Genomic DNA, 22,478 nt, shown 5'->3' with positions numbered 1-22,478 from the left:
GCTGCCTGCCATTCATAATGGCGAAGCGGCGACACGGTAGACTAAGATGGGTCGCTGCGCGGTGGCTTGCGCCGCCCGACACCCGGAGGAGAGACGGCCATGACGACGAAGTTCGGTCCGGATCTGGAACTGCCCCCAGAAATGCGGGCCATTGCCGAGAAGAACGTGGCGCAGGCCCGGCAGGCGTTCGAGACCCTGTTCCAGAATGCGCGGGAAACGGTCGGCGAGAGCGAAGGCCGTATCGAGGAAGTCAGCTCCAGCATCAAGGACTTCCGCCAGAAGGCCATCGGCCTGATGGAAGCGAATGTCGAGGCGAGCTTCGATTTCCTGCACAAGCTCGTGGCGGCCAAGAGCCCTCAGGAGATGATGGGCCTCCAGGCGGAGTTTCTCACCAACCAGCTGAAGACCGTGTCCGAGCAGGCGAAGGCCTTCGGCGACGATGCCAAGGCCCTCGGCGAGAACGCCGTGCGCACCATGGACGAACACGCCCGCACCCTCGCCGAGCGCCTGAAAACCCTGGCCGCCGCCGCCGCCCAGAGCGCGCAGACCGTGGCCCAGGATATGAAAACCGTCGGCGAGACCGCGGTGCGCGAGGCTCAGGCCGCAGCGGCGAAGGCGACCGATCCCAGCCAGCAGGGCTGACGGGATTACTCTACCGGCTGGCGCCGGCCCGCTTGGTTTCGAAACCTTGACTTGTGCAGCGCAGAATTTCATTTTGCGCTGCACGTTTACTGTTGTATAACCCCTTGGTCGGGGTAACACAGCTCATCTAGAATGCTCGCAATGCAAGCGCTTCCCGGCGCTTGGCGTGAAGCTGCGTTCAGGTGGCACTGCAGCAACGCACCTCGGCACGGATCGCCACGCCCCGGTTCCGAGGATGACATGAACGATACCTTCATCAAGGCTTATCAGGATCAGATCGAAGCGGCGAAAAAGGCGTTCTCGACCAATGCCGTTCCCGGCGTCGAGGTGCCCCCGGCCGTCCGCGAGATCGCCGAGAAGGGCCTCGCCACCTACCGCGAGAACTACAGCAAGCTGAAGGCCGCCGCCGAGCAGGTGAACGCCGCCTTCGAGGACAGCGCCACCACCGCCTCCAAGGGCGTGGCGCAGTACAATGCCAAGGTGCTCGAGGCGGTTCAATCGAACGTGAATTCCGCGTTCGACTATTTCAATTCGCTGCTGACCGCCAAGACCGTCGCCGAAGCCGTGGAGCTTTCCACCGGCCACGCCCGCAAGCAGTTCGAGGCCCTGACCGGCCAGGCCAAGGATCTCTCCGCGCTCGCGCAGAAGGTCGCTTCTGACTCGTCCGAGCCGATCAAGTCGTCGGTGGAGAAGACGATCCGTCCGGCCGCCTGAGCCTTCGTTCCATACTGACCGCCGCGTCCAGGCCAGCGTGCTTGACGCGGCGGTTCCGCCTTGTCATGACGCGGGGCGTTCCACCCCGCGAGTTGTCGCATGCGTGCCCTTGGTTCCGTTTCGCCGCTTCTGCTCGTCGGTCCGTCCTGGGTCGGCGACATGGTTATGGCGGCGAGCCTTGTGGACGTGCTGCGCCTGCGTGAGCCCGGCCGGCCCATCGATGTGCTGGCGCCGCCCGCCGCCCTTCCCGTCGCCCGCATGATCCCCGGCGTTCGCCGCACCATCCCGCTCGGGCTGGGCCATGGCGAACTCGGCCTCCTCGCCCGCTGGAAGGCGGGCCGCGCCCTGCGGGGCGAGGGCTATGGCAAGGCGATCATCCTGCCGCGCGCGTTCAAGGCCGCCATCGTGCCGGTCGCCGCCGAAATTCCCGAGCGCGTGGGCTATCGCGCCGAATTGCGCAGCGCGCTCCTCACCGACGCGCGCCCCGACCCCGACCGCAAGACCGCACGCACGCTGGACCGCTTCGTCGCTCTCGGCCTTCCGCCCGGCTCCATCGCCCGCGCGCCGCGCCCGCGCCTGATGCTGCCGGACGGCGCGCTGGACGTCGCCGCCGCCAAATATCCCCTCGCCGGCGAAGGGCCGGTGATGGTGCTGTGCCCCGGCGCGGAATATGGCCCCGCCAAGCGCTGGCCGGCGGCGAAGTTCGCGGCGCTTGCCGCGCTGGCGGTGAAGGACGGCTACCGCATCCGCATCCTGGGCTCGCCCAAGGATGCCGAGGCGGCGAGCGCCATCGAGGCCTCGGCCGGCGTGCCGGTGGACAATCTGGTCGGCCGCACCACGCTGATCGAGGCCGCCGCCATCCTCGCCGGCGCCGATGTGGTGATTTCCAACGATTCCGGGCTGATGCACATCGCCGGTGCGTTCGACCGCAAGCTGGTGGTGATCTATGGCGCGTCGTCGGAGAAGATGACGCCGCCGGCCTCGCCCTTCGCCCGCGTGGTTTCGCGCGATCTGCCCTGCCGGCCCTGCCACAAGCGCGAGTGCCCGCTGAAGACGCTGGCCTGCCTCGAAGGCATCGCCGCCGAAGAGGTTCTGGCCGCGGCCGAGCAACTGCGCCGATGAAGCTGCTGCTGGTGAAGCTGTCGTCGCTGGGGGATGTGGTCCACACCTTCCCCGCGCTGACGGATGCGGCCGCCCGCGTGCCCGGCCTCACGGTGGACTGGGCGGTGGAGGAGGCCTTCGCGCCGGTCGCCCGACTCCATCCCGCCGTTCGCCGCACCATCACCGTTCCGCTCCGCCGGATGCTGCGCCGGCCGCTCGCGGCGCTGTCCGGCGGCGAGGCCGGGCGCGTGCGGGCTGCGCTGGCGGCCGAGCCATATGATCTCGTGATCGACGCGCAGGGCCTGATGAAGAGCGCCGCCGTGGCCGCTCTCGCCCGTGGCCCCCGGCACGGCTTCGACCGAGGGAGCGCGCGCGAGGGGCTGGCGAGCCTGCTCTATGGCGCGCGCCACCACGTCCCCGAGGTGGAGCATATGGCCGTGCGCCTCCGCAAGCTGTTCGCGGCGGCGCTCGGCTATGGGCTCGATGGCCTGCCCGCGGATACGGGGCTTCGGCCGGCCCCCGGCGGCGCTCCCTATCTCGTCTTCCTGCACGGCACCACCTGGCCCACCAAGACATGGACCCTCGACGGCTGGCGCGCCCTGGCGGCGCGGGCGGGCGCGGCGGGCATGCAGGTGCGCCTGTTCGCCCACGGCGCCGAGGAGCGCGCCCGTGCCGAGGCCATCGCCGCCGGGCAGGGGAATGTGCGTCTTCTGCCGCCGCAGGGGCTGGAGGGTCTCGCCCCCGAGATCGCTGGCGCAGCCGGGGTGGTGACGGTGGACACGGGCCTCGGCCATCTGGCTGCTGCCTATGGGGTGCCGACCATCGGTCTGTACGGCCCGACCAACCCGGTGCTTACCGGCCTTTTCGGTGCCCGTGTCACCGAACTGAAGGCGCGGCGCGACTGCGCGCCCTGCGAGAAGGCCAGCTGCCGCATCGCCCCTGATGTGCGCGAAGGGCCGCCGTGCCTCGCCGATATCTCCGCCGCCGAGGTGTGGCAGGCGCTCGAAAAGCTGCGCGCTGCAGGCTGAGCCGCCGATTTGCCTCTCGGTAGTGCGGGGCAGGGGAGGGGAATCGATCCGCGTCAGCCTCTGCCGGCCGTCATCGGCGCAGACGTCGGTCCCTTTGCATGCGGAGCAGTGCCATGCCCGTGCCCTGCGCCCTTGGAGCACCTGAAAGCGTGGGTGCAAAGGCGCGGATGAGCTTCGCCCTACGGTTCAAAAGACATCAGCGGGACGTTTTGCTCCCCCGGGCAAAGGAGCCGGGGCAGGGCCTGTTTCGGACCAGGGCGGGGGAACGAAGATCTAGGAATTTTCTCCTAAACCAGAAATTATGTATATATCTCATATATTTATAATGAATTCATGAGAGATTAACTTAATACATTAAGTGGTAAATTAATGCCATTAATACCTCATGAAAATGGCATATGTATCTGATTTTCAATACAATTCTCTAATCTGCACGACTCTTGATTGGTCATTAAAGTCAGATATTAACCATAAAATATTGATATTTATGGTTAATTTTCCATCCTTAAAGTGCTTCTCGATCTTCCCCCAACTCAAGCGCCCGGCAGCCTGCGTCGCCTAGCGCCAACCGAAAAGACGACGAGTCGGTGTTTGATCGGAGGTATCTTGGCGCCGCTTGTGCGTCGCAGGCCTCCGGCTCTCCTCAGCTTGCGGGCCTGCTGCCGGCCCCTATAGTCACGCCGTTCTGGAGCGGCGGTGGTGGGAGGAAACGGGATGAGGACGCGCCGCGCCGGCCGAACCGGCCACCGCCGAGGCAAGGGGGCTGGGTCGGCCCATGCGTCGGCCGGAGGCCGGATCTGATGGCGGAGGCGTCGTCCGCCGGTTCTCTGGTCCTGGTGCTCGGCGGCGCGCGGTCCGGCAAGAGCCGGTTCGCGGAGCGGGAGACCATGCGCCACCCCGGCCCCTGGACCTATATGGCCACAGCCCAGCTTGGCTACGGCGGCCAGCCGGACACCGAGATGGAGGCGCGCGTCGCGCTCCATCGCGGCCGCCGGGGCGTGGAGTGGGAGACGGTGGAGGCGCCGTTCGCTCTCGCCGCTGCGCTGGCCACGCTGCCGCCCGCCCGTCCCGTGCTGGTGGATTGCCTGACCCTCTGGCTTTCCAACCACCTGCTCGCCGAGCACGACCTCGACGCCGAGGCGGCCGCGTTGGAGGCGGCCCTCGTCGCCCGGCCGGGCCCGACCATCTGCGTCGCCAACGAAGTCGGCTTCGGCATCGTCCCCGACAATACCTTGGCTCGCCGCTTCCGCGACGCCGCCGGCCTCCTCAACCAGCGCCTCGCCGCCCGCGCCGGCAGGGTGGTGCTGGTGGTGGCCGGCCTGCCCCTGACCCTGAAGGAGGAGACGCCATGAGCGACCCCATCCCCCCGTCTCCCGACGATGAGGCCGCCGCCCGCCATCGCGCCAAGATGGAAAAGCGCAAGGCGGTGCAGGACAAGGAGGTGGCGGAAAAGACCATCGAGAAGGGCCTGCTGGTGGTCCATACCGGCCCCGGCAAGGGCAAGAGCACGGCGGCCTTCGGCCTCGCCCTGCGCATGCTGGGGCGGGGCGGACGGGTGGGGGTGGTGCAGTTCATCAAGGGTGCCTGGCAGACCGGCGAGCAGGAGGCCTTCCAGGCCTTTGGCGACCGTGTGAGCTGGCACACCATGGGCGAGGGCTTCACCTGGGAAACGCAGGATCTCGCCCGCGACAAGGCCGCCGCCACCCGCGCCTTAGGCAAGGCGCGCGAGCTGATGGCCGACGAGACCATCTCGCTCGTCATCCTCGACGAGCTGAACATCGCCCTGCGCTACGACTATCTCGACCTCGCCGAGGTGGTCGCGACCCTCGCGGCGCGGCGGCCGGGGCTGCATGTGGTCGTCACCGGCCGCAATGCAAAGCCCGAGCTTCTCGCCGTGGCCGATCTCGTGACCGAGATGGGGCTGGTGAAGCACCATTTCGCTGCCGGGGTGAAGGCGCAGCCGGGCATCGAGTTCTGATGGCCCGCGCGCTCATGTTTCAGGGCACGGGCTCGGATGTGGGCAAGTCCCTCATCGTCGCGGGTCTCGCCCGTGCCTTCACGCTGCGCGGTCTCAGGGTGCGGCCGTTCAAGCCGCAGAACATGTCCAATAATGCCGCCGTGACGGCAGACGGCGGAGAGATCGGCCGCGCGCAGGCCTTGCAGGCGCGGGCCGCGCGGGTGCGCGCGAGCGTGCATATGAACCCGGTGCTGCTGAAGCCGCAGGGCGAGACTGGCGCGCAGGTGGTCGTTCAGGGCCGCGTCCACGGCACGGCGAAGGCCGCCGCCTACCAGTCTCTGAAACCCACCTTGATGCCGGCGGTGCTGGACAGCTTCTCGCGGCTCAAGGCCGAGGCCGACCTCGTGCTGGTGGAAGGCGCGGGCAGCGCCTCCGAGGTCAATCTGCGCGCCGCCGACATCGCCAACATGGGCTTCGCGCGGGCGGCTGACGTGCCCGTGGTGCTGATCGGCGACATCGACCGGGGCGGCGTCATCGCCAGCCTCGCCGGGACGAAGGCGGTGATCGAGGCCGCCGACGCGGCCATGATCCGGGGCTTCATCGTCAACCGTTTCCGGGGTGATCCGGCGCTGTTCGCCTCCGGCATGGATCTGATCGCGCGCCTCACCGGCTGGGACGCCCTCGGCCTCGTGCCGCACTTTCCCGATGCGGCCCGCCTTCCGGCCGAGGATGCGCTCGCCTTGTCGGCTCCGCCGCCGCCCAAGGCCGGGGCGCGGCTGCGCATCGCCGTGCCGATCCTGCCCCATGTCTCCAATTTCGACGATCTCGACCCGCTCGATGCCGAGCCGGGCGTCGAGGTGCGCCGCCTCCGCCCGCACGAGATATTGCCGCTCGATACCGATCTGGTGCTGATGATCGGCTCCAAGGCGACCATCGCGGACCTTGCCGCGCTCAAGAACGGCGGGCTCCACCACGACATCCTCGCCTTCGCCCGGCGCGGTGGGGCGGTGATGGGCCTGTGCGGCGGCTATCAGATGCTTGGCCAGACCATCGCCGATCCGGATGGAGTGGAGGGCGAGGCGAAGATCGCCCGTGGCCTCGGGCTGCTCGATGTCCACACGGTGCTGACCGGCGAAAAACGGCTGGAGGAGGTGAGCGGCACGGCCGAGGGCGCGCCCTTCCATGGCTACGAGATGCACATGGGGGCAACCCGGGGCGCGGATTGCGACCGCGCCTTTGGCCATCTCGCCGATGGGCGGCCGGAAGGCGCGCGCTCGGCCTCGGGCCGTGTCGCCGGCTCCTATGTCCACGGGCTGTTCGCCTCGGACACCTTCCGCGCCGCCCTGCTCGGCCGGCTGGGCGGGGCGGGCGGCGCCGTGGCCTATGAGGACGGCGTGGAGGCGACGCTGGACGCACTGGCCGCCCACTTGGCCGCCCACCTCGACCTCGACCGACTTCTGGCGCTGGCGCGCTGATCCCTCAGACGAGCAGGGTGAGGCCGGCACCCGCCAGCACCAGCAGGATCATGAGGGCGTCGGCGCGCCGGTACACCTTCAGCGCCATGCGCACGTCCCCAGCGGTCGCCTCGCGCCGGCCATCGCCCATGTAGGCGTCTTGCGTGAGCACGCCCGCATAGACCTTCGGGCCATTCAGCCGCAGCCCCAGGGCGCCGGCCATGGCCGCTTCCGGCCAGCCTGCATTGGGCGAGCGATGACGCGGCGCATCCCGCAGCATGGCCCGGCGGGCGTCGCCGGAATGCGCGCCGGCCGTGAGCGCCGCACCGGCGATGATGAGCGCTCCGGCGAGGCGCGAGGCCGGCAGGTTCACGTAGTCGTCCGCCCGGGCCGCGGCCCAGCCGAAGGCGGCGTGGCGCTCGGTGAGGTGGCCGATCATGCTGTCAGCCGTGTTGAGCGCCTTGTAGGCCGCCCCGCCCGCGAGCCCGCCCACGCAGAGCCACAGGGTGGGGGCCACCACGCCGTCGGAAAAATTCTCCGCCAGGCTCTCGATGGCGGCGCGGGCGACGCCCTCCGCATCCAGCGTCTGCGGATCGCGTCCGACGATATGGCCGACAGCCGCGCGGGAGGCTTCAAGGTTGCCGCTCTCCAGGGCCTCCGCCACACGCTCCACATGCCAATGCAGGGAGCGCTGGGCGATCAGGCTCGATCCTGCGAGGCCGAGGATCACGATGCCGAAGGGGAGGGGGCGCAGCAGCCATTCCAGTGCGAAGGCCGGCAGAGCGGCGGCCGCCAGCACCAGCGCCACGGTGACGACACCCAGGAGCCGGCGCCGGCCCGGTGCGAAGTCCGGTCGATTGAGGCGCCGGTCGAGGACGAGGATGAGCCGGCCGATCCAGATGACGGGGTGGCCGATCCGCCGCACCAGAGCAGCGGGATATCCCAGCAATACCTCCAGCAGCACGGCCAGCGCCGCGATTTCAAACGCCATTCGCTCCCCCGCTACCGCGTCGCGAAGAAATTATTGCGCCGCTCACGTCTGATCGTGTGGTTATTGTTGCGTTGCAACTAAAACATCGCCAGAATCGAACTTGTGGGTTATATTAGGGGCTTACCAGTGGTTCGTGCGGGGGCATTGACACCAGCAGGGATGTTGCGGACATGACGATGCTGAAGCTCCGCCCGAACAGCACCGTGACAGAACACTATCGCGATCCGGCCATCCCGCTCGTCCCGGACCACATGCGCATCTATGCCGTCGGCGACATCCACGGCCGGCTCGATCTGCTGACCGCGCTGCAGGCCGCGATCGACGAGGATATGGCCGCCAATCCCGGCCCCGACTGCATCGAGGTCTATCTGGGCGACTATGTGGACCGCGGCGCGCAGTCGTCCGGCGTGCTGGATGCGCTCATCAAGCGGCGGCAGGATCACAAGGCGATCTGCATCTCCGGCAACCACGAAGCGGTGATGCTGGAGTCCCTCCTGTCGCAGGAGGCGTTCTCGCGTTGGCTGCGCATGGGCGGCCTCGAGACCGTCTATTCCTATGTCCGCCCGGCCCCCGGTGTGGACGAGTCCCGGCTGTGGAACGAGTGGCGGGCCGCCGTGCCGACCCAGCACATCTCCTTCCTGCGCATGCTCTCCAGCCATTTTGTCTGCGGCGACTATGCCTTCGTCCATGCCGGCCTTCGCCCCGGCATTCCGCTGGAGGAGCAGACCCGCGAGGACATGATGTGGATCCGGCGGGAATTCCTCGACCATCCGGACTGGTTCGGGCACTGCATCGTTCATGGGCACACCCCCATGAAGGACCCCGAGGTGCTGAGCAACCGCATCAATATCGACACCGGCGCCTATGCCACGGGGCATCTCACCTGCCTGGTGCTTGAAGGCGCGGATCGCTTCCTCATCGCCACCTGAACGGCCGCAAAGAGGCGGCCGGCGCCTGCTGCGCGGTCGAGTCGCCGCTACGGCAGGGCTTGCAAAACGCAAGACTATCGCGGGTTCGGGGGCGTTAACCTTGACATCGTTGGCATGCCGTATCCTGGTACGGTTTTAGCTGTGACTCTTCTGCCACACGGGCGGTAGAACTGGCGTCGTTGAGCCAATCTCTGCTGCCCTGCAATATGCCCGCCCGCTTCCCTCGTGTTAGGTAGAAGCACGTAATTCACGGGGGCTTTGGCAGTGAATCTTGCCACCGAAAATTTGATTGGCCGGTTCCGTCGCACGACGCGAATCGCCGTCTCGATTGCCGTCTCCATGGCACTGGCCGGCTGCAATCTCCTGCCCGCCTCCGGACCTTATTCGGTCGAAGTCACAAGTGCCGCGACTCAGGATACCGACGGCGTCGGTTACAAGCTGGTGCCGGTGACTGCCCAGGTGGTCCAGGTGCTTGCATCCATGGATTCCAAGGGGCTCATCGGGACCTTCCGCAACGATCGCCGGTCCATTCCGGACATCAAGATCGGCGTCGGCGATGTGGTCGGCGTGTCGATCTTCGAAGCGTCGTCGGGTGGCCTCTTCATTCCCGCCGAAGCGGCGTCGCGCGCTGGTAACTTCGTCGACATCCCCGCCCAGACGGTGGATCCGAACGGCATGATCTCGGTGCCCTACGCCGGGCAGGTGCGGGCGGCGGGTCTCCAGCCCTCGCAGGTCGAGAAGGAGATCGTCGATCGTCTGCGCAACCGCGCCATCGAGCCCCAGGCCGTGGTGTCGGTGAAGTCGCAGCGCTCCAATTCGGTGACGGTCATCGGTGAGATGACCACCCCCGCGAAGTTCCCGCTGACGTCCTCGGGCGAGCGCGTCCTCGACGCCATCAGCCGCGGCGGCCAGATCACCAGCAAGGGCTACGACCTGTTCGTGACCCTGCAGCGCGGTAACCGCGAGGCGACGATCAGCTTCAACCGGCTGATCCGCGAGCCGGCCAACAACGTCTATCTGCAGCCGGACGACACCATCTACGTGTTTAGCCGTCCGCGCACCTTCCTCGCTTTCGGCGCAACCGGACGCCAGGGCCAGTTCAATTTCGGCGATGACAGCATCAGCCTGAGCGAGGCCGTGGCCAAATCCGAAGGTCTGGTGGACCAGCAGGCGGATCCCCAGTCGGCCTTCCTGTTCCGCGTTGAAAACCGCACCACGCTGGAGCGGATGGGCGTCGATGTCTCCCATCTGCCGGAGGCCCGCATCCCCACGATCTATCAGGTGAACTTCCGCGAGCCGACGGGCTACCTGCTCGCCACCAAGATCCCCATGCGGGACAAGGACATCATCTACATCGGCAATGCCGGTTCGGTGGAACTCACCAAGTTCCTCAACCTCGTGCTGCTGGGTGCCCTGACCGTGGAATCCATCACCAACGCCAACAGCAACATCTACGGCGTGAACTGAGGACTGCCGCCCCGCGCGGGGCGGTCTGTTCCGACATCAAGGAAATGCCCTGGCCCTCGCCGGGGCATTTTCGTTTTGGCAGGCGCGACGGCGGGACAGGGCGCTTTTGCGTCACCACGCGAGAGCGCTATGCTCTGGCCCAGATGGCGGACGGGGCCGCGCGACGCGGCAGTGGAAGGACCGGGACGGGATGTTCATTGCCTTCTTCGAGGCCCTCAAGGCGGCGGGCGTGCCGGTCTCGGTGCGGGAATATCTCACCCTCATGGAGGCCATGGACCGCGACGTGGCCGGCCGTCAGGTCGAGGCGTTCTACTATCTCGCCCGCGCAAGCCTCGTGAAGGACGAGCGCCACCTCGACCGTTTCGACCAGGTCTTCGGCCGCTGCTTCAAGGGGCTGGAGCAGGCGCTGGGAGAGGAGGGCCATTCCATCCCCGAAGAGTGGCTGCGCAAGCTCGCCGAAAAGCACCTCACGGACGAGGAGAAGGCGCAGATCGAGGCCATGGGCGGCCTCGACAAGCTCATGGAGACGCTCAGGAAGCGGCTGGAGGAGCAGAAGGGACGCCACCAGGGCGGCTCCAAATGGGTCGGCACCGCCGGCACCTCCCCCTTCGGTGCCTACGGTTACAATCCCGAGGGCGTGCGCATCGGCCAGGACGGCAACCGCAACTTCCGCGCGGTGAAGGTGTGGGACAAGCGTGAGTTCAAGGACCTGGACGACGGGGTCGAGCTGGGCACCCGCAACATCAAGGTGGCCCTGCGCCGGCTGCGCAAATTCGCCCGCATCGGCGCCCCGGATGAGTTGGACCTTGACGGCACCATCCGCGAGACGGCCCGCCAGGGCTATCTCGATGTGAAGCTGCGGCCGGAGCGGCGCAATGCGGTGAAAGTGCTGCTGTTCCTCGACGTGGGGGGCTCCATGGACTGGCACGTGGAGCAGGTGGAGGAGTTGTTCTCGGCCGCGCGCATGGAGTTCAAGCACCTCGAGCACTTCTACTTCCACAATTGCGTCTATGAGAGCGTGTGGAAGTCCAATGCCCGCCGCGCCTCCGAGCGCATCCCGCTGTTCGATGTGCTCCACACCTACGGCCACGACTACAAGCTGATCTTCGTGGGCGACGCCTCCATGAGCCCCTACGAGATCATGTTCGCCAATGGCTCGGTGGAGCACAACAACGCCGAGCCGGGAAAGCTGTGGCTTGAGCGCCTGCTCACCACCTATCCCAAGGCCGCCTGGCTGAATCCGGTGCCTCAGCCGCACTGGGGCTATACGGACTCCATCCGCGTCATGCGCCAGATCCTTGAAGACCGGATGTTCCCCCTCACCGTTCAGGGCATCGACGCCGCCATGCGGGAACTGACGTGACGGCCGCTTCTTCGACCGGGACGATCGCCTATGCCCATCTGCCCCGCCTCGGCGGGGCGGGCGTGCGGCTGGAACTGCTGCCGGAGGCCCTTTTGTGGAGCATAGGCCCGCGCGAGGGCCGGCTGCGGCTGGCGGACATTACGGCCGTACACTTGCGCTTCCTGCCGGCGAAATTCGCCGCGCCCAGCTTCGAGATGGATATCGCGGGGCGCGACGGGCCGCGCCTGAAGGTCGGTTCCGCCTCGCGCATCTCGCTGACCGGCGTGCGGGACCAGCGGGAAGATTATGCCGCCTTCGTCCGGGCCTTCCATCGCGCGCTCGCCGTCTCCGGCGCCACCCCTCGCTACCGGGGCGGATATGGCCCGCTGCGCTTCTGGGCAATGGTCGTTGCCGGGCTCGCGGCGCTGGCGGGCCTTCTTGCGGTGCTCGGCTTCGCCATCCTGCAGCAGGAATGGGCGTTCGCCATGTTCCTCGCGGCGATGGGCGCCTTCGTGGTGTGGCCCACCGCCGAGATGATCTGGCGCAACCGGCCCGTCACCTACGCGCCCGGCGCCCTGCCGCGCCATCTGCTACCGGCGTGAGGCGGCCGCCTCCTCTTCCTCCACCTTGCGCATCAGGCCTGTTGCGACATCCGCGAGGCGTGGGGCGGGAAGGGCGGTGAAGGGCAGAGGCCGCGTCACCGCAATGGCGGCAAGCCCAAGCCGGGCGGTGAGCAGGCCATTCACCACGCCCTCGCCCAATCGGGCGGAGAGCCGCGCGGCGAGGCCTTGGCCGACGAGTTGCTGAACCAGCGTATCCCCCGCCGCCATGCCGCCCGTAACGGCGAGGTGCCCGAGCACATGGCGCACCAGCCGGAAGGTGCCGAGCGTGCCCGGCCGCCCGCCGTAGAGGTAGGCGAGCCGGCGCATCAGCGTCACGGCGCTGTAGAGCACGAAGGCAAGGTCCACCGCCGCGCGCGGCGACACGGCGGTGACGACGGAAACGTTGCGGGCAGCGTCCGACACCATCTGACGCGCCTGCGAATCCAGCGAGGGCAACAGCGAGCGCTCGGCGAGGCGCACGAGGTCCGCGCCATCGATGATGCCGGAGAGATGGCCCTCCAGATCCATGCGCGCGCGGGCGAGAGTGGGGGCATGGGAGGAGAGCTTGAGCACGTCCCGCACCACGCCTTCCGCCAATGGGCGGTCGTCCTCGGCAAGGGCGCGCTCGGCGCGGTCGCGGATGTCGTCGAGCCGCGCCAGCCGCGACAGGCCGGCCACCTCCCGCGCCACGATCAGCACGGCGGCGATGAGCAGGAGGGCTGTGACGCCGATGCCCACCCAGCCGAGCCACGGCGCGCGGGAATAAAGGTCTTCAATCAGCTTGCTCAGACCCACATAGGCGGCGAGGCTCAGCACGCCGCCAAGGGCGGACCAGAACAAGGTGGCGAGCGACATGCCCCAGCCACGCTTCGGCTTCACGGGCACCGGGACGGGCAGGGCGGCTTCTACCTCCGCCATTTCGGGCGGAGCCAGGGTGATGTTCGCCTCGTCGAGGCGGAACACCTGCGGCCGCCGTGGGGAAGTGCGCTCGTCGCTCATGGTCCTGAAATGTCCTTCAAATGCGGCGACCGCAAGGGGCGCGGACGCGCGGATGGGGCGCGGGAGCGCCGCTCACAAGCCGGCGAGCGCGGCGATGTGTGGCTTGCCCCGGCCGGCCTGGGGCTTCAATAGGGGCAATAAGAGGGGCATTCCCGTCCACGAGAAGAGAGCCGCGACCCAAGAATGGCCGACGTGACCCTGCCTGCCGCCTTCCTCGCCGGCCTTGCGAGCTTCGTCTCTCCGTGCGTCCTGCCTCTGGTGCCGCCCTATCTGTGCTTCCTCGGCGGCAGCACGCTGGACGACCTCGCCGGTGCCGAGCCGGTGAAGGAGGTGGAGCGGCGGGCGCTGGTCGGCGCCGCCCTGTTCGTCGCGGGCTTCAGCGTTGTTTTCGTGGCGCTGGGGGCGGGGGCCTCGGCCATCGGCGACCTTCTGCGTGCGCATCTGGACGTGCTGTCCATCATCGCCGGCATCGCCATCATCATCATGGGGCTCAATTTCCTCGGCGTGTTCCGCATTCATCTGCTGCACCGCACGGCGCGCGCGCATGTGCATGCGCCAACGGGGCTGTGGGGCGCCTTCGTGATGGGCCTCGCCTTCGCCTTCGGCTGGACGCCCTGCCTCGGCCCGGTGCTCGGGGCCATCCTCGCGGTGGCGGGGTCGGAGGCGACCGTCTCCAAGGGTGCGGGGCTGCTGGCCGTCTATTCGCTGGGCCTCGGCGTGCCGTTCCTTGCAGCGGCATTCGCGGTGCGGCCGTTCCTGCGCGGCCTCGTCCACATGCGCAAGATGCTGCCGGTGGTGGAGAAAGCCATGGGCGCGCTGCTGGTGCTCACCGGGATCGCCTTCATGTCCGGCTGGATCGCCCATGCGAGCTACTGGCTGATCGAGACCTTCCCCTCGCTCTCGACCATCGGCTGAGGAGATTGCGCGTTCGCGGGGCTTCCGGGATACTCCGCGCCCCGAACCCTTCCCCGCGCGCCGGCGCAATGCCGGACCATCCCGCGCATGCATGAAGCCACCAGAGGCAATCCCATGAAGATCACCTGGTACGGCCACGCCGCCTTCCGGCTTGATTTCGACGACAAGGCCGTCCTCATCGATCCCTTCTTCACCGGCAACCCGAGCTTTCGCTCCACGGTCGAGGACGCCGCGCGCGGGGTGACGCACATCCTGCTCACCCACGGCCATGGTGACCATATCGGCGACACGCTTTCGCTGGTGGAAGATGCGGCCGACGCCAGCCGGACGCTGCCGGTGGTCGCCAATCCCGAGCTGTGCGCCTACCTCTCGGCCAAGGGCGCCGGCAATGCGCCGCAGATGATGAACACCGGCGGCAAGATCGACCTCGGTGGTTTCAGCGTGACCATGGTGCGCGCCGACCATTCCTCCGGCGGCCCGGCGGCGCCGTCCGAATATCTCGGCAACCCCACCGGCCTCATCATCAAGGCGCCGGGCGAGCCGACCGTGTGGCACATGGCGGACACGGACATCTTCTCCGACATGGGGCTCCTGTGCGAAATCCACGCGCCGAAGGTGGTGTTTATTCCCATCGGCGACCGCTTCACCATGGGGCCCGAAGTGGCTGCGCTGGCGGTGAAGCGCTTCCTGCCGGGCGTGGAGATCGTGGTGCCGATCCACTACGGCACCTTCCCCATCCTGGTGCCGGATGCCTCCGCCTTCGTCGAGGCGCTGAAGGGTCACCCGGTGAAGGTGGTGGTGCCCGAGAGCGGCGGCTCGTTCGAGGTCTGAGCGGGACGGGGCCTTTCGGTCCTTCCCATTGCGTCCCGGCGCCCGCAAGGCTAGGCCTTGCGGGATCAGAACAGGCTGAAGACAGGCCGCATGAGCGAACACACCGTCCGTACCGCCATCTATGGCGGCTCCTTCGATCCGCTTACCAACGGCCATCTGGACGTGGTGCGCTCCGCCTGTCGCCTCGCCGACCGGCTGGTGCTGGCGGTGGGCATCCATCCCGGCAAGGCGCCGCTGTTTGCCGCCGAGGAGCGTCTCGCCATGCTGCGCGAGGTGTGCGGGCCGGTGGCGGCGGAGGAGAATGCGACGCTCGAGGCCGTCACCTTCGACAATCTCATCATCTCCACCGCCCAACAGCTCGGCGCCACGCTGCTCATTCGCGGCCTGCGCGACGGGACGGATCTCGACTACGAGATGCAGATGGCCGGCATGAATGGCACGCTGGCGCCGGGCATCCAGACGGTGTTCCTGCCGGCTTCCCCCCGCGTGCGCCCCATCACCGCCACTCTCGTGCGCCAGATCGCCTCCATGGGCGGGGATGTCTCCGCCTTCGTGCCGCCCGAAGTGCTGGCGCGGCTTAATGCCAAGTTCAAGCGATAGCGCCCTCATTCGCCGCCGCGCCCATGCGGCCAAACCGCCCCGAGGCCGGGGCTTTCCGGGAGAGACCCATATGACGCGCCTATTCGGCCGCTTCCTCGCCGCAGCCTTCGTCGTGCTCGCCTTCGCGCTGCCGGCGGCGGCGCAGACCAAGCAGGAGGCAGAGAACATGCTTTATCTCGACACGGCCTACGGGCGGGTCGTTATAAAGTTGCGCCCCGATCTCGCTCCCAAGCACGTCGCGCGCATCAAGGAACTCACCCGCACGGGCTTCTATAACGGCGTGCCGTTTCACCGGGTGATCGCCGGCTTCATGGCGCAGACCGGCGATCCCACCGGCACCGGCACGGGCGGCTCCGGGCAGAAATTGGCGGCGGAATTCTCCAGCACCCCCTTCACGCGCGGCGTCGTCGGCATGGCGCGGGCTTCCTCGCCCGATAGCGCCGATTCCCAGTTCTTCATCATGTTCGACTCCACCCCGAGCCTGAACGGCCAGTACACGGTCGTGGGCCAGGTGGTGTCGGGCATGGAGTTCGTGGACAAGATCAAGAAGGGCTCCGGTGCCAGCGGCACGGTGTCCAATCCCGACAAGATCGTGAAGATGCAGGTCGCCGCCGACGCCAAGTGAGGCGCGGCCAGAAGATGCCCCGCCGCGGCCGGCTCAGCAGCCGCAGCAAATTCCCCGACCGGCGCCGATGCGCTGCAAGTGAAGGAAACGATTGATGAGCGATGAAGTCCTGATCCTCGAAACCACCAAGGGCCCGGTGACCATTGCGTTCCGTCCCGACCTCGCCCCCGGCCACGTTGCCCGCATCAAGGAGCTGGTCTCCCAGGGCTTCTACAACGGCGTGCCGTTCCACCGCGTGATCGAGGGCTTCATGGCCCAGACCGGCGATCCGACCGGCACCGGCATGGGCGGCTCGGGCAAGAAGCTGAAGGCGGAGTTCAACGCCCAGCCCCACGTCCGTGGCACCTGCTCCATGGCCCGCGCGCAGAACCCGGATTCGGGCGACAGCCAGTTCTTCATCTGCTTCACCGACGCCCGCTTCCTCGACCGCCAGTACACGGTGTGGGGCGAGGTGATCGACGGCATGGACAATATCGACCAGATCAAGCGCGGCGAGCCGGTGAAGGATCCGGACAAGATCGTCACCGCCAAGCTCGCCCCCAAGGCAGCGTGATTTTAGGCGGCGTGATTTTCGGCCATCGAGGCCGCTGAAATGAAAGGGCGCCCGCCGGGGCGCCCTTTTTCGTTCGGCCGAAGCTTGTCCTCAGATATCGTTGACCGCGCGCGGGCGGGCGTTCTTGAGGTAGGGCGGCTTGGGGATCGAGGCGTGGGCCGAGCGCAGCGCGGCGGACCAGCGCTCGCGCAGGTCGTGGAAATAGGGCTCGCCGGGCTCGATGCGGTAGATCAGCTCGGAACGCAGCGTATCCGGCGTCACCACCATCACGTCGATGGGCAGGCCGACCCCAAGATTGGAGCGCATGGTGGAATCCATGGAGATGAGGCTGGATTTCAGCGCCTCGGAAATCTCCATGTCGTAATTCACCGCCCGGTCCAGCACCGGCTTGCCGTATTTGTGCTCGCCGATCTGCAGGAAGGGCGTGTCCTGCGTACATTCGATGAAATTGCCGGCGGAATAGACCATGTAGAGCCGCAGGCTGTCGCCCGCGATCTGGCCGCCGAGCAGGAACGACACGTCGAAGCTGACATTGGACTGCTCCATGAATGGCCCGTTCACGCGGTGCACCTGCCGGATGGCGATGCCGACCAGCTGGGCGGCCTGGAACATGGTGCGGCAGTCGCGCAGCTGGCGCCGCTCGCCCATCTCATGATCTTCCACACCTTCGTGCAGCATGCTGACGACCGACTGGGAGACGGACAGGTTGCCGGCCGTGGCGAGGCCCAGCACGTGATGGCCCGGCTCCTCGAAGATGTGGAGCTTGCGGAAGGTGGAAATGTTGTCGAGGCCCGCATTGGTCCGCGTGTCGGCGATCAGCACCAGACCGTCACGGACCAGAACCCCACAGCAATACGTCATCGCCTGTCCCCAGATTGGCGGGGGACTATAGCGACCCGCCGGTGAGCCGGGCAACCGGGCGGATGATGTCGCGTCGCGATGAGGGCCGACGAAAGCGTGATGCCACTTGCGGCACGCGTCAGTCCTGCTCCTCCTCCACGCACCGGCGAAACGGGCCGAGTTCGGTCAGCACGGCCGAATCCTCTTCCACATGGCTGCGCTCGCGCTCCAGATACTGCGCGACGGCCCCGGCGAGGCCCGGGTGCACGATGTAGTGAGCGGAGTGGGTGGCCTTGGGCAGATAGCCCCGCGCCAGCTTGTGCTCGCCCTGCGCGCCGGCCTCGACGACCCTCAGGCCGGTGGCGATCGCATAGTCGATGGCCTGATGGTAGCAGACCTCGAAATGAAGGAAGGGGTGGTGCTCCACCGCGCCCCAGTAGCGGCCGTAAAGCGTTTCCGCGCCAATGAAATTCAGCGCGCCGGCGATGTAGCGCCCCTCCCGCCGCGCCATCACCAGCAGGATCTGGTCGGCCATGTGCTCGGCGGCCAGCTGGAAGAACTGGCGGTTGAGATAGGGCGTGCCCCATTTGCGGCCGCCGGTGTCCAGATAGAACATGAAGAAGGCGTCGAAAGCCTCTTCCGTCAAGGACTTGCCGGTGAGCCACTCGATGGAGATGCCCTCGCAAACCGCTTCGCGCCGCTCCTTCTTCAGCGCCTTTCGCTTGCGGGAGGCCAGCTCGGCGAGGAAGTCGTCGTAGGTGGCATACCCCGCATTGGTCCAGTGGAACTGGCGGTCGGTGCGCTTGAGGAAGCCGAGGGAGGCCAGCGCCTCCCATTCGGTTTCGGTGGAAAAGGTCACATGGGCCGAGGAGGCGCCGCGCAGCCGCACCAGCTGCTTGAGGCCGGCGCCGAGAGCCAGCTCGGCCGCCGCATCGTCCGGGTCCTTCAGCAGCAGGCGCCGGCCGGTGACGGGGGTGAAGGGCACGGCCACCTGTACCTTGGGGTAATATTCGCCGCCGGCCCGCATGTAGGCGTCGGCCCAGCCCTGGTCGAAGACGTATTCTCCCCGCGAGTGGGACTTCAGATATGCGGGGCAGACGGCGGCGGGCTTTCCGTCCGGCCCGTCGAGCACGAGGTGCTGTGGCAGCCAGCCGGTGCGGGCGGCGGCGCAGCCCGATTGCTCCAGGGCTGAAAGGAAGGCGTGGCTCACGAACGGCTCGGGGCGCATCGCCCCACCGGCCGCACACGCGTCCCAGTCGGCCGCCTTGATCTCGGACAGGTTGGGCAGGATGCGGATGTGGGCGTCGGCCATCGGGCTTAAGTGTGCATTGCGGTAGAAGCTGACCACCGCGACAGGACGCCGCAGATTTACGCCCCTATGCCTGCGGGGTGAAGCCCTCGAACACGATCTGGTCGGCCCCGGCGAGCGCGCGGGCGGCGTCGGCGGGGCTCCGGACCGTCCAGGCAGTCACGGGCAGCCCCTGTGCCCGGGCGGCCACGAGGGCGGGGTGGGTCAGGTCGGCGAAGCGATAGGAAATGAAATCGTAGCCGCTGGCAGCGCGGTGATCCATGTCCGCGAGCATCCGTCCCCGCTCGGGCGTCATGCCGGGCCAGTGGGCACCGTCATAGCGCGCCTGGGCGATGATGCCGCGCGGGATATGCGGCGCGCGCGCCTTGGCCTCGGCCAGCATGTCGGGATCGAAGGAGATCAACGCGACCTCGCCGCCATACCCCGCGATCGCATCCACAGCCCGTCTCGCGAGCCGTGTATCGCCGGAAAACGCGCTCTTGATCTCGATGAAGAGAGGCACCCGACCACCCACGCGGGCGAGGAAGGCCGCGAGGGTCGGGATCGTGTCCGCCGTTCCCGCGAGCGGAATGCGCCCAAGCTCCGCCGCGCTCAGCGCCGAGATCGCACCCTTCGCCGCCGTCAGGCGATCGAGGGTGAAATCGTGGAAGACCATGGCTTCTCCATCGGCGCTGATCTGGATGTCCAGCTCGATGGGATAGCCCGCGACGGCCGCCGCCTCGGCCGCCGACAGGGCGTTCTCGATGAGACCGCGCGCGGCGTCGTGCAGGCCGCGATGGGCGACCGGGCGGGCGGTGATCCAGCTCAGGTCGCCCATGCTCGGCTCCGCTCAGGCGATCTCGACGATGGCTTCCACCTCCACCGAGCAGTCGAACGGCAGGCCGGAGACGCCCACCGCCGAGCGCGCATGGCGGCCCTTGTCGCCCAGCACCTCGACGAAGAAGTCCGAGCAGCCGTTGACGACCTTGGGCTGGTCGGCGAAATCGCCGGTGGCGTTGACGAAGCCCACGAGCTTCACGATCCGCACCACCTTGTCGAGGTCGCCGATGGCGGCCTTCACCTGGGCGAGGATGTTGATGGCGCATAGCTTCGCCGCCGCCTGTCCGGCCTCGATGCTCACGCCCGCGCCGAGCTTGCCGGTGGCGATCTTGCCGTCCGCGTCGGCGGAGACCTGGCCGGACACGAACAGCAGGTTGCCGGTGCGCACCACCGGCACATAATTGGCGACGGGCGGCTTGGGGCTGGGCAGGGTGATTCCGAGTTCGGCGAGCTTCTTTTCGACGGATGACGTTTGGGCGGACGCGGTCATGGGAATCTCCTGCCTTATGCAGCGCGCAATTAAGCCATCCTCTTCGCCGAAGAGCCGCTTCGGCGCAAGCAAAGGGTCCGCTCGGGCGGTAGCACTGTGTCGCCCGAACCGGACGGCCGGAAGGAGTTGAGACATGACGAAGCATTTGCGCCTCGCCGCGGCGACGGTGGCCGGCCTGTGGTGCTTTTCCGCTCTGCCCGCTGGCGCGGTGACCCTGCTGCCGCACAAGGCGACCTACCGCCTCTCCCTCGACGGCTCCAAGCCTTCCGGCCAGCTGGAGGAGATGAACGGGGAGATTCGCTACGAGATCACCGGCGATGCCTGCGCCGGCTACACCACCCTGACCAGCCAGCAGAGCGCCGCCTCCACCGGCGGCGAGCCCGTGCGCCAGAGCGTCATCTCCAAGGCCTGGGAAGATGGCGCGGGCAAGTCCTATCGCTTCACGTCGACCACCGAGGGCGGGGACGACGACGGGCTGGAGCTTGAGGCCAATGTGGAACGGCAGGAGCCGCCGGCGCTCCGGGTGGTCGTCAGCAAGCCCGAATCGGCCACCTTCACGCTCAAGGGCGACATCCTGATGCCCACAGAGCATGTGAAGAAGGTTCTGGCCGCTGCCAGCGGCGGCGAGAGCGTCTATCAGGCCAAGGTCTATGACGGCGCGAGCGATCCCCAGAAGGTCTATGACACGCTGGCGGTCATCGGCCGCCCGAGCACCGACGAAAGCCGCATCGCGGCGCCCGCCCGGGCCGCGCTCGCCGGGCGCACCTTCTATCCCGTGACCATCAGCTATTTCGACGAGGGGGGCGTGGACCGCACGCCCGCCTACGTCATGAGCTTCTCCCTCTATGACAACGGCGTCGTCGGCAGCCTCAAGATCGATTACGGCCGTTTCGCGCTGGTCGGCGCCATGGCGACGTTCGAGGCCCTGACGCCGTCCGGCGCCTGCCCCCAATAGGCACTCCCATGCGCCATGTTCATGTGATGCTGCGCGGCCGGGTGCAGGGCGTCGGCTATCGGGCCTGGTGCGCGCGGGAGGCCGAACGGCGCGGCCTGCTCGGCTTTGCCCGCAATCGCCGGTCGGGCGCCGTGGAAGCGGTATTCGCCGGACCGGCGGAAGAGGTGGAGGCCATGCTCGCCGCCTGCCGCACCGGTCCGGCGGGCGCCCGGGTCGACGAGATGCTGGTCCACGAGGTGTCAGACGCGGCGCTGGCGGTCGGCGGCCGAGACCGCTTCGTCGTCCTCGAAACGCTCTAGCTGATTGTCGAGCCGCGCGACGGAGCCCGCCCTGGCGCGGGAGGCCCACGCTCCGCGCGGTGGCGCCTCGTCTGTCACGGCGGTATAGAGGCGCGGATGAGGAGTGCCCCGGTGACCGATACCTATCTCGACAGGGATGTGCCCGCGGCGGCCGCCGCCACCGGTTCCCACGGGGCGAGCACTTTGCAGGCTCCGTTCTGGGCGCGGCCCGAGGGCGTGGCGCTCATCGTCGCCCTCTGGATGGTGCTCCACGCGGCGATCGCGGTGGTCTTCGAGATCGCGGTGAACGCTGACGACGCCATCGAAAGCTACATGGTCCAGTCGCTGGAGCTTTCCTACGTTCCGCGCAATCCGCCGCTGTACGACTGGCTCCTGTGGGGCCTGCAGCGGATCTTCGGCGTCGGCACGCTGTCGTTCGCCGTGCTGCGCTACACGCTGCTCTTCGCCTGCGCCATGCTGGTCTACCGGGTGGCCCGGCGCATGATCGCCGATCCCCGACTGCAGGCGCTCGCCACCTTCTCGCTCTCGTTCATATGGGTGATCGGGTACCACAGCCACCGGATCCTCACCCATTCCAACGTGATGATCGTGGCCATCGCCGGCACCTTCCTGACGGTGATGGCCCTGAGCCGTCACAAGAGCCTCGGCCTCTATGCGGGGCTTGGCCTGTGGATCGCCGCTGGCGTGCTGGGCAAGTTCGGCTTCGTCGCCTTCCTCGGCGCCCTTCTGGTGGCCTGCCTGCTGGAGCCGGCCTATCGCAAGGTGATCCTGGACCCGCGCCTGCTCGTCACGGTCGCGGTGGCGGCTGTCCCGCTCGGTATCTACGGCTTCGCACTCTGGCGCTACGGCCAGAACGTGGCCGAGGCCACCGCCCAGACCATCGGCGCCACGGGCGCGGGGTGGGATGCGGTGGTCTCCAGCATGGTCGGTGCGCTGTTCGGCTATGTGCTGCCGCTGGTGCTGGTCGTGGCGCTGGTCTTCCTGCCCTACAATCGCGGCGAGGGCGCAATAGCCGA

The 22,478-nt window shown here is 67.7% G+C and carries 25 protein-coding genes; 19 read left to right on the top strand and 6 right to left on the bottom strand.

What is annotated here, in order from left to right; all coding sequences use genetic code 11:
• Positions 1 to 99 precede the first annotated feature (99 nt).
• From J2126_RS00125 to J2126_RS00095, 7 genes are all read left to right on the top strand, one after another.
• A complete protein-coding gene (locus J2126_RS00125) occupies positions 100 to 642 on the top strand; it encodes a phasin family protein (protein WP_209483011.1) in 543 nt (180 codons plus the stop codon).
• Between the two features lie 240 nt (positions 643 to 882).
• On the top strand, positions 883 to 1,356 hold the full coding sequence (locus J2126_RS00120; RefSeq protein WP_245327160.1) for a phasin: 474 nt from the start codon (positions 883 to 885) through the stop codon (positions 1,354 to 1,356).
• A gap of 99 nt (positions 1,357 to 1,455) precedes the next feature.
• Positions 1,456 to 2,478, top strand: coding sequence for a lipopolysaccharide heptosyltransferase II (gene waaF / locus J2126_RS00115; protein ID WP_209483007.1), 1,023 nt, complete (start codon positions 1,456 to 1,458; stop codon positions 2,476 to 2,478).
• Positions 2,475 to 3,485 (top strand): lipopolysaccharide heptosyltransferase I, encoded by a 1,011-nt coding sequence (gene waaC, locus J2126_RS00110; RefSeq protein ID WP_209483005.1) that lies wholly within the window; start codon positions 2,475 to 2,477, stop codon positions 3,483 to 3,485. The genes waaF and waaC overlap by 4 nt, the downstream gene beginning before the upstream one ends.
• Positions 3,486 to 4,285: 800 nt before the next feature.
• Entirely contained in the window at positions 4,286 to 4,837 is a 552-nt protein-coding gene (gene cobU, locus J2126_RS00105; protein WP_209483003.1) for a bifunctional adenosylcobinamide kinase/adenosylcobinamide-phosphate guanylyltransferase, read from the top strand.
• On the top strand, positions 4,834 to 5,463 hold the full coding sequence (gene cobO, locus J2126_RS00100; RefSeq protein WP_209483001.1) for a cob(I)yrinic acid a,c-diamide adenosyltransferase: 630 nt from the start codon (positions 4,834 to 4,836) through the stop codon (positions 5,461 to 5,463). Before cobU ends, cobO begins: the two co-directional genes overlap by 4 nt.
• Positions 5,463 to 6,917: a cobyric acid synthase gene (locus J2126_RS00095; RefSeq protein WP_245327159.1), complete on the top strand. Its 1,455-nt coding sequence runs from the start codon at positions 5,463 to 5,465 to the stop codon at positions 6,915 to 6,917. The genes cobO and J2126_RS00095 overlap by 1 nt, the downstream gene beginning before the upstream one ends.
• Positions 6,918 to 6,921: 4 nt before the next feature.
• Here the strand turns inward: J2126_RS00095 and cbiB are convergent, their stop codons facing one another.
• Positions 6,922 to 7,887, bottom strand: coding sequence for an adenosylcobinamide-phosphate synthase CbiB (gene cbiB, locus J2126_RS00090; RefSeq protein WP_209482999.1), 966 nt, complete (start codon positions 7,885 to 7,887; stop codon positions 6,922 to 6,924).
• A gap of 170 nt (positions 7,888 to 8,057) precedes the next feature.
• On the opposite strand from cbiB, the gene J2126_RS00085 reads away from it, so the two are divergent.
• The 4 genes from J2126_RS00085 (at position 8,058) to J2126_RS00070 (ending at position 12,227) form a co-directional block, all read left to right on the top strand.
• Positions 8,058 to 8,816: a metallophosphoesterase family protein gene (locus J2126_RS00085; protein ID WP_245327158.1), complete on the top strand. Its 759-nt coding sequence runs from the start codon at positions 8,058 to 8,060 to the stop codon at positions 8,814 to 8,816.
• A 339-nt stretch (positions 8,817 to 9,155) separates the two neighbouring features.
• The gene (locus J2126_RS00080) at positions 9,156 to 10,283 is read left to right on the top strand and encodes a polysaccharide biosynthesis/export family protein (protein WP_209482997.1); all 1,128 of its coding nucleotides are present in this window, start codon (positions 9,156 to 9,158) and stop codon (positions 10,281 to 10,283) included.
• A 190-nt stretch (positions 10,284 to 10,473) separates the two neighbouring features.
• Complete coding sequence (locus tag J2126_RS00075) at positions 10,474 to 11,646, top strand: vWA domain-containing protein (RefSeq protein WP_209482995.1); 1,173 nt, start codon at positions 10,474 to 10,476, stop codon at positions 11,644 to 11,646.
• Positions 11,643 to 12,227: a hypothetical protein gene (locus J2126_RS00070; RefSeq protein WP_209482993.1), complete on the top strand. Its 585-nt coding sequence runs from the start codon at positions 11,643 to 11,645 to the stop codon at positions 12,225 to 12,227. The genes J2126_RS00075 and J2126_RS00070 overlap by 4 nt, the downstream gene beginning before the upstream one ends.
• Here J2126_RS00070 and J2126_RS00065 read toward each other — a convergent pair.
• Entirely contained in the window at positions 12,216 to 13,226 is a 1,011-nt protein-coding gene (locus J2126_RS00065) for a YcjF family protein (RefSeq protein ID WP_209482991.1), read from the bottom strand. The genes J2126_RS00070 and J2126_RS00065 overlap by 12 nt on opposite strands.
• A gap of 183 nt (positions 13,227 to 13,409) precedes the next feature.
• Between J2126_RS00065 and J2126_RS00060 the strand changes: the two genes are divergently transcribed.
• From J2126_RS00060 to J2126_RS00040, 5 genes are all read left to right on the top strand, one after another.
• The gene (locus J2126_RS00060; protein ID WP_209482989.1) at positions 13,410 to 14,141 is read left to right on the top strand and encodes a cytochrome c biogenesis CcdA family protein; all 732 of its coding nucleotides are present in this window, start codon (positions 13,410 to 13,412) and stop codon (positions 14,139 to 14,141) included.
• 114 nt (positions 14,142 to 14,255) lie between these two features.
• A complete protein-coding gene (locus tag J2126_RS00055; protein WP_209482987.1) occupies positions 14,256 to 14,972 on the top strand; it encodes a metal-dependent hydrolase in 717 nt (238 codons plus the stop codon).
• 90 nt (positions 14,973 to 15,062) lie between these two features.
• The gene (gene coaD / locus J2126_RS00050) at positions 15,063 to 15,572 is read left to right on the top strand and encodes a pantetheine-phosphate adenylyltransferase (protein WP_209482984.1); all 510 of its coding nucleotides are present in this window, start codon (positions 15,063 to 15,065) and stop codon (positions 15,570 to 15,572) included.
• Positions 15,573 to 15,642: 70 nt separating this feature from the next.
• The gene (locus J2126_RS00045) at positions 15,643 to 16,197 is read left to right on the top strand and encodes a peptidylprolyl isomerase (protein WP_209482982.1); all 555 of its coding nucleotides are present in this window, start codon (positions 15,643 to 15,645) and stop codon (positions 16,195 to 16,197) included.
• A gap of 94 nt (positions 16,198 to 16,291) precedes the next feature.
• Positions 16,292 to 16,750 (top strand): peptidylprolyl isomerase, encoded by a 459-nt coding sequence (locus J2126_RS00040; protein ID WP_169121089.1) that lies wholly within the window; start codon positions 16,292 to 16,294, stop codon positions 16,748 to 16,750.
• 90 nt (positions 16,751 to 16,840) lie between these two features.
• Here the strand turns inward: J2126_RS00040 and J2126_RS00035 are convergent, their stop codons facing one another.
• The 4 genes from J2126_RS00035 to J2126_RS00020 all read right to left on the bottom strand — a co-directional run bounded on the left by J2126_RS00035 (position 16,841) and on the right by J2126_RS00020 (position 20,208).
• Positions 16,841 to 17,611 carry a proteasome-type protease gene (locus J2126_RS00035; RefSeq protein WP_209482980.1) on the bottom strand — a complete coding sequence of 257 codons (771 nt, stop codon included), beginning with the start codon at positions 17,609 to 17,611 and terminating at the stop codon, positions 16,841 to 16,843.
• A 118-nt stretch (positions 17,612 to 17,729) separates the two neighbouring features.
• On the bottom strand, positions 17,730 to 18,902 hold the full coding sequence (locus J2126_RS00030; RefSeq protein WP_209482978.1) for a GNAT family N-acetyltransferase: 1,173 nt from the start codon (positions 18,900 to 18,902) through the stop codon (positions 17,730 to 17,732).
• 64 nt (positions 18,903 to 18,966) lie between these two features.
• Positions 18,967 to 19,716 (bottom strand): glycerophosphodiester phosphodiesterase family protein, encoded by a 750-nt coding sequence (locus tag J2126_RS00025; protein ID WP_209482976.1) that lies wholly within the window; start codon positions 19,714 to 19,716, stop codon positions 18,967 to 18,969.
• A gap of 12 nt (positions 19,717 to 19,728) precedes the next feature.
• Positions 19,729 to 20,208: a RidA family protein gene (locus tag J2126_RS00020; protein ID WP_209482973.1), complete on the bottom strand. Its 480-nt coding sequence runs from the start codon at positions 20,206 to 20,208 to the stop codon at positions 19,729 to 19,731.
• A 133-nt stretch (positions 20,209 to 20,341) separates the two neighbouring features.
• On the opposite strand from J2126_RS00020, the gene J2126_RS00015 reads away from it, so the two are divergent.
• From J2126_RS00015 to J2126_RS00005, 3 genes are all read left to right on the top strand, one after another.
• Entirely contained in the window at positions 20,342 to 21,163 is an 822-nt protein-coding gene (locus tag J2126_RS00015) for a cell envelope integrity EipB family protein (RefSeq protein ID WP_209482971.1), read from the top strand.
• Positions 21,164 to 21,171: 8 nt separating this feature from the next.
• The gene (locus J2126_RS00010; protein WP_209482969.1) at positions 21,172 to 21,462 is read left to right on the top strand and encodes an acylphosphatase; all 291 of its coding nucleotides are present in this window, start codon (positions 21,172 to 21,174) and stop codon (positions 21,460 to 21,462) included.
• 111 nt (positions 21,463 to 21,573) lie between these two features.
• Positions 21,574 to 22,478, top strand: a 905-nt coding sequence (locus J2126_RS00005; RefSeq protein ID WP_209482967.1) for an ArnT family glycosyltransferase, incomplete at its 3' end; no start/stop codon positions are given.

The sequence above is a fragment of the Xanthobacter flavus genome (assembly GCF_017875275.1).
In the GTDB taxonomy this organism is placed as follows: domain Bacteria; phylum Pseudomonadota; class Alphaproteobacteria; order Rhizobiales; family Xanthobacteraceae; genus Xanthobacter; species Xanthobacter flavus_A.
The sequence above is the reverse complement of the archived record's forward strand: the minus strand, read 5'-3'. Positions and strand labels throughout refer to the sequence as shown.

Excerpts from the sequence above, each read along its gene's own strand:
- J2126_RS00125 (WP_209483011.1), top strand. The coding sequence starts at position 100 with ATGACGACGAAGTTCGGTCCGGATCTGGAACTGCCCCCAGAAATGCGG.
- J2126_RS00120 (WP_245327160.1), top strand. The coding sequence starts at position 883 with ATGAACGATACCTTCATCAAGGCTTATCAGGATCAGATCGAAGCGGCG.
- waaF (WP_209483007.1), top strand. The coding sequence starts at position 1,456 with ATGCGTGCCCTTGGTTCCGTTTCGCCGCTTCTGCTCGTCGGTCCGTCC.
- waaC (WP_209483005.1), top strand. The coding sequence starts at position 2,475 with ATGAAGCTGCTGCTGGTGAAGCTGTCGTCGCTGGGGGATGTGGTCCAC.
- cobU (WP_209483003.1), top strand. The coding sequence starts at position 4,286 with ATGGCGGAGGCGTCGTCCGCCGGTTCTCTGGTCCTGGTGCTCGGCGGC.
- cobO (WP_209483001.1), top strand. The coding sequence starts at position 4,834 with ATGAGCGACCCCATCCCCCCGTCTCCCGACGATGAGGCCGCCGCCCGC.
- J2126_RS00095 (WP_245327159.1), top strand. The coding sequence starts at position 5,463 with ATGGCCCGCGCGCTCATGTTTCAGGGCACGGGCTCGGATGTGGGCAAG.
- cbiB (WP_209482999.1), bottom strand. The coding sequence starts at position 7,887 with ATGGCGTTTGAAATCGCGGCGCTGGCCGTGCTGCTGGAGGTATTGCTG.
- J2126_RS00085 (WP_245327158.1), top strand. The coding sequence starts at position 8,058 with ATGACGATGCTGAAGCTCCGCCCGAACAGCACCGTGACAGAACACTAT.
- J2126_RS00080 (WP_209482997.1), top strand. The coding sequence starts at position 9,156 with ATGGCACTGGCCGGCTGCAATCTCCTGCCCGCCTCCGGACCTTATTCG.
- J2126_RS00075 (WP_209482995.1), top strand. The coding sequence starts at position 10,474 with ATGTTCATTGCCTTCTTCGAGGCCCTCAAGGCGGCGGGCGTGCCGGTC.
- J2126_RS00065 (WP_209482991.1), bottom strand. The coding sequence starts at position 13,226 with ATGAGCGACGAGCGCACTTCCCCACGGCGGCCGCAGGTGTTCCGCCTC.
- J2126_RS00060 (WP_209482989.1), top strand. The coding sequence starts at position 13,410 with ATGGCCGACGTGACCCTGCCTGCCGCCTTCCTCGCCGGCCTTGCGAGC.
- J2126_RS00055 (WP_209482987.1), top strand. The coding sequence starts at position 14,256 with ATGAAGATCACCTGGTACGGCCACGCCGCCTTCCGGCTTGATTTCGAC.
- coaD (WP_209482984.1), top strand. The coding sequence starts at position 15,063 with ATGAGCGAACACACCGTCCGTACCGCCATCTATGGCGGCTCCTTCGAT.
- J2126_RS00045 (WP_209482982.1), top strand. The coding sequence starts at position 15,643 with ATGACGCGCCTATTCGGCCGCTTCCTCGCCGCAGCCTTCGTCGTGCTC.
- J2126_RS00040 (WP_169121089.1), top strand. The coding sequence starts at position 16,292 with ATGAGCGATGAAGTCCTGATCCTCGAAACCACCAAGGGCCCGGTGACC.
- J2126_RS00035 (WP_209482980.1), bottom strand. The coding sequence starts at position 17,611 with ATGACGTATTGCTGTGGGGTTCTGGTCCGTGACGGTCTGGTGCTGATC.
- J2126_RS00030 (WP_209482978.1), bottom strand. The coding sequence starts at position 18,902 with ATGGCCGACGCCCACATCCGCATCCTGCCCAACCTGTCCGAGATCAAG.
- J2126_RS00025 (WP_209482976.1), bottom strand. The coding sequence starts at position 19,716 with ATGGGCGACCTGAGCTGGATCACCGCCCGCCCGGTCGCCCATCGCGGC.
- J2126_RS00020 (WP_209482973.1), bottom strand. The coding sequence starts at position 20,208 with ATGACCGCGTCCGCCCAAACGTCATCCGTCGAAAAGAAGCTCGCCGAA.
- J2126_RS00015 (WP_209482971.1), top strand. The coding sequence starts at position 20,342 with ATGACGAAGCATTTGCGCCTCGCCGCGGCGACGGTGGCCGGCCTGTGG.
- J2126_RS00010 (WP_209482969.1), top strand. The coding sequence starts at position 21,172 with ATGCGCCATGTTCATGTGATGCTGCGCGGCCGGGTGCAGGGCGTCGGC.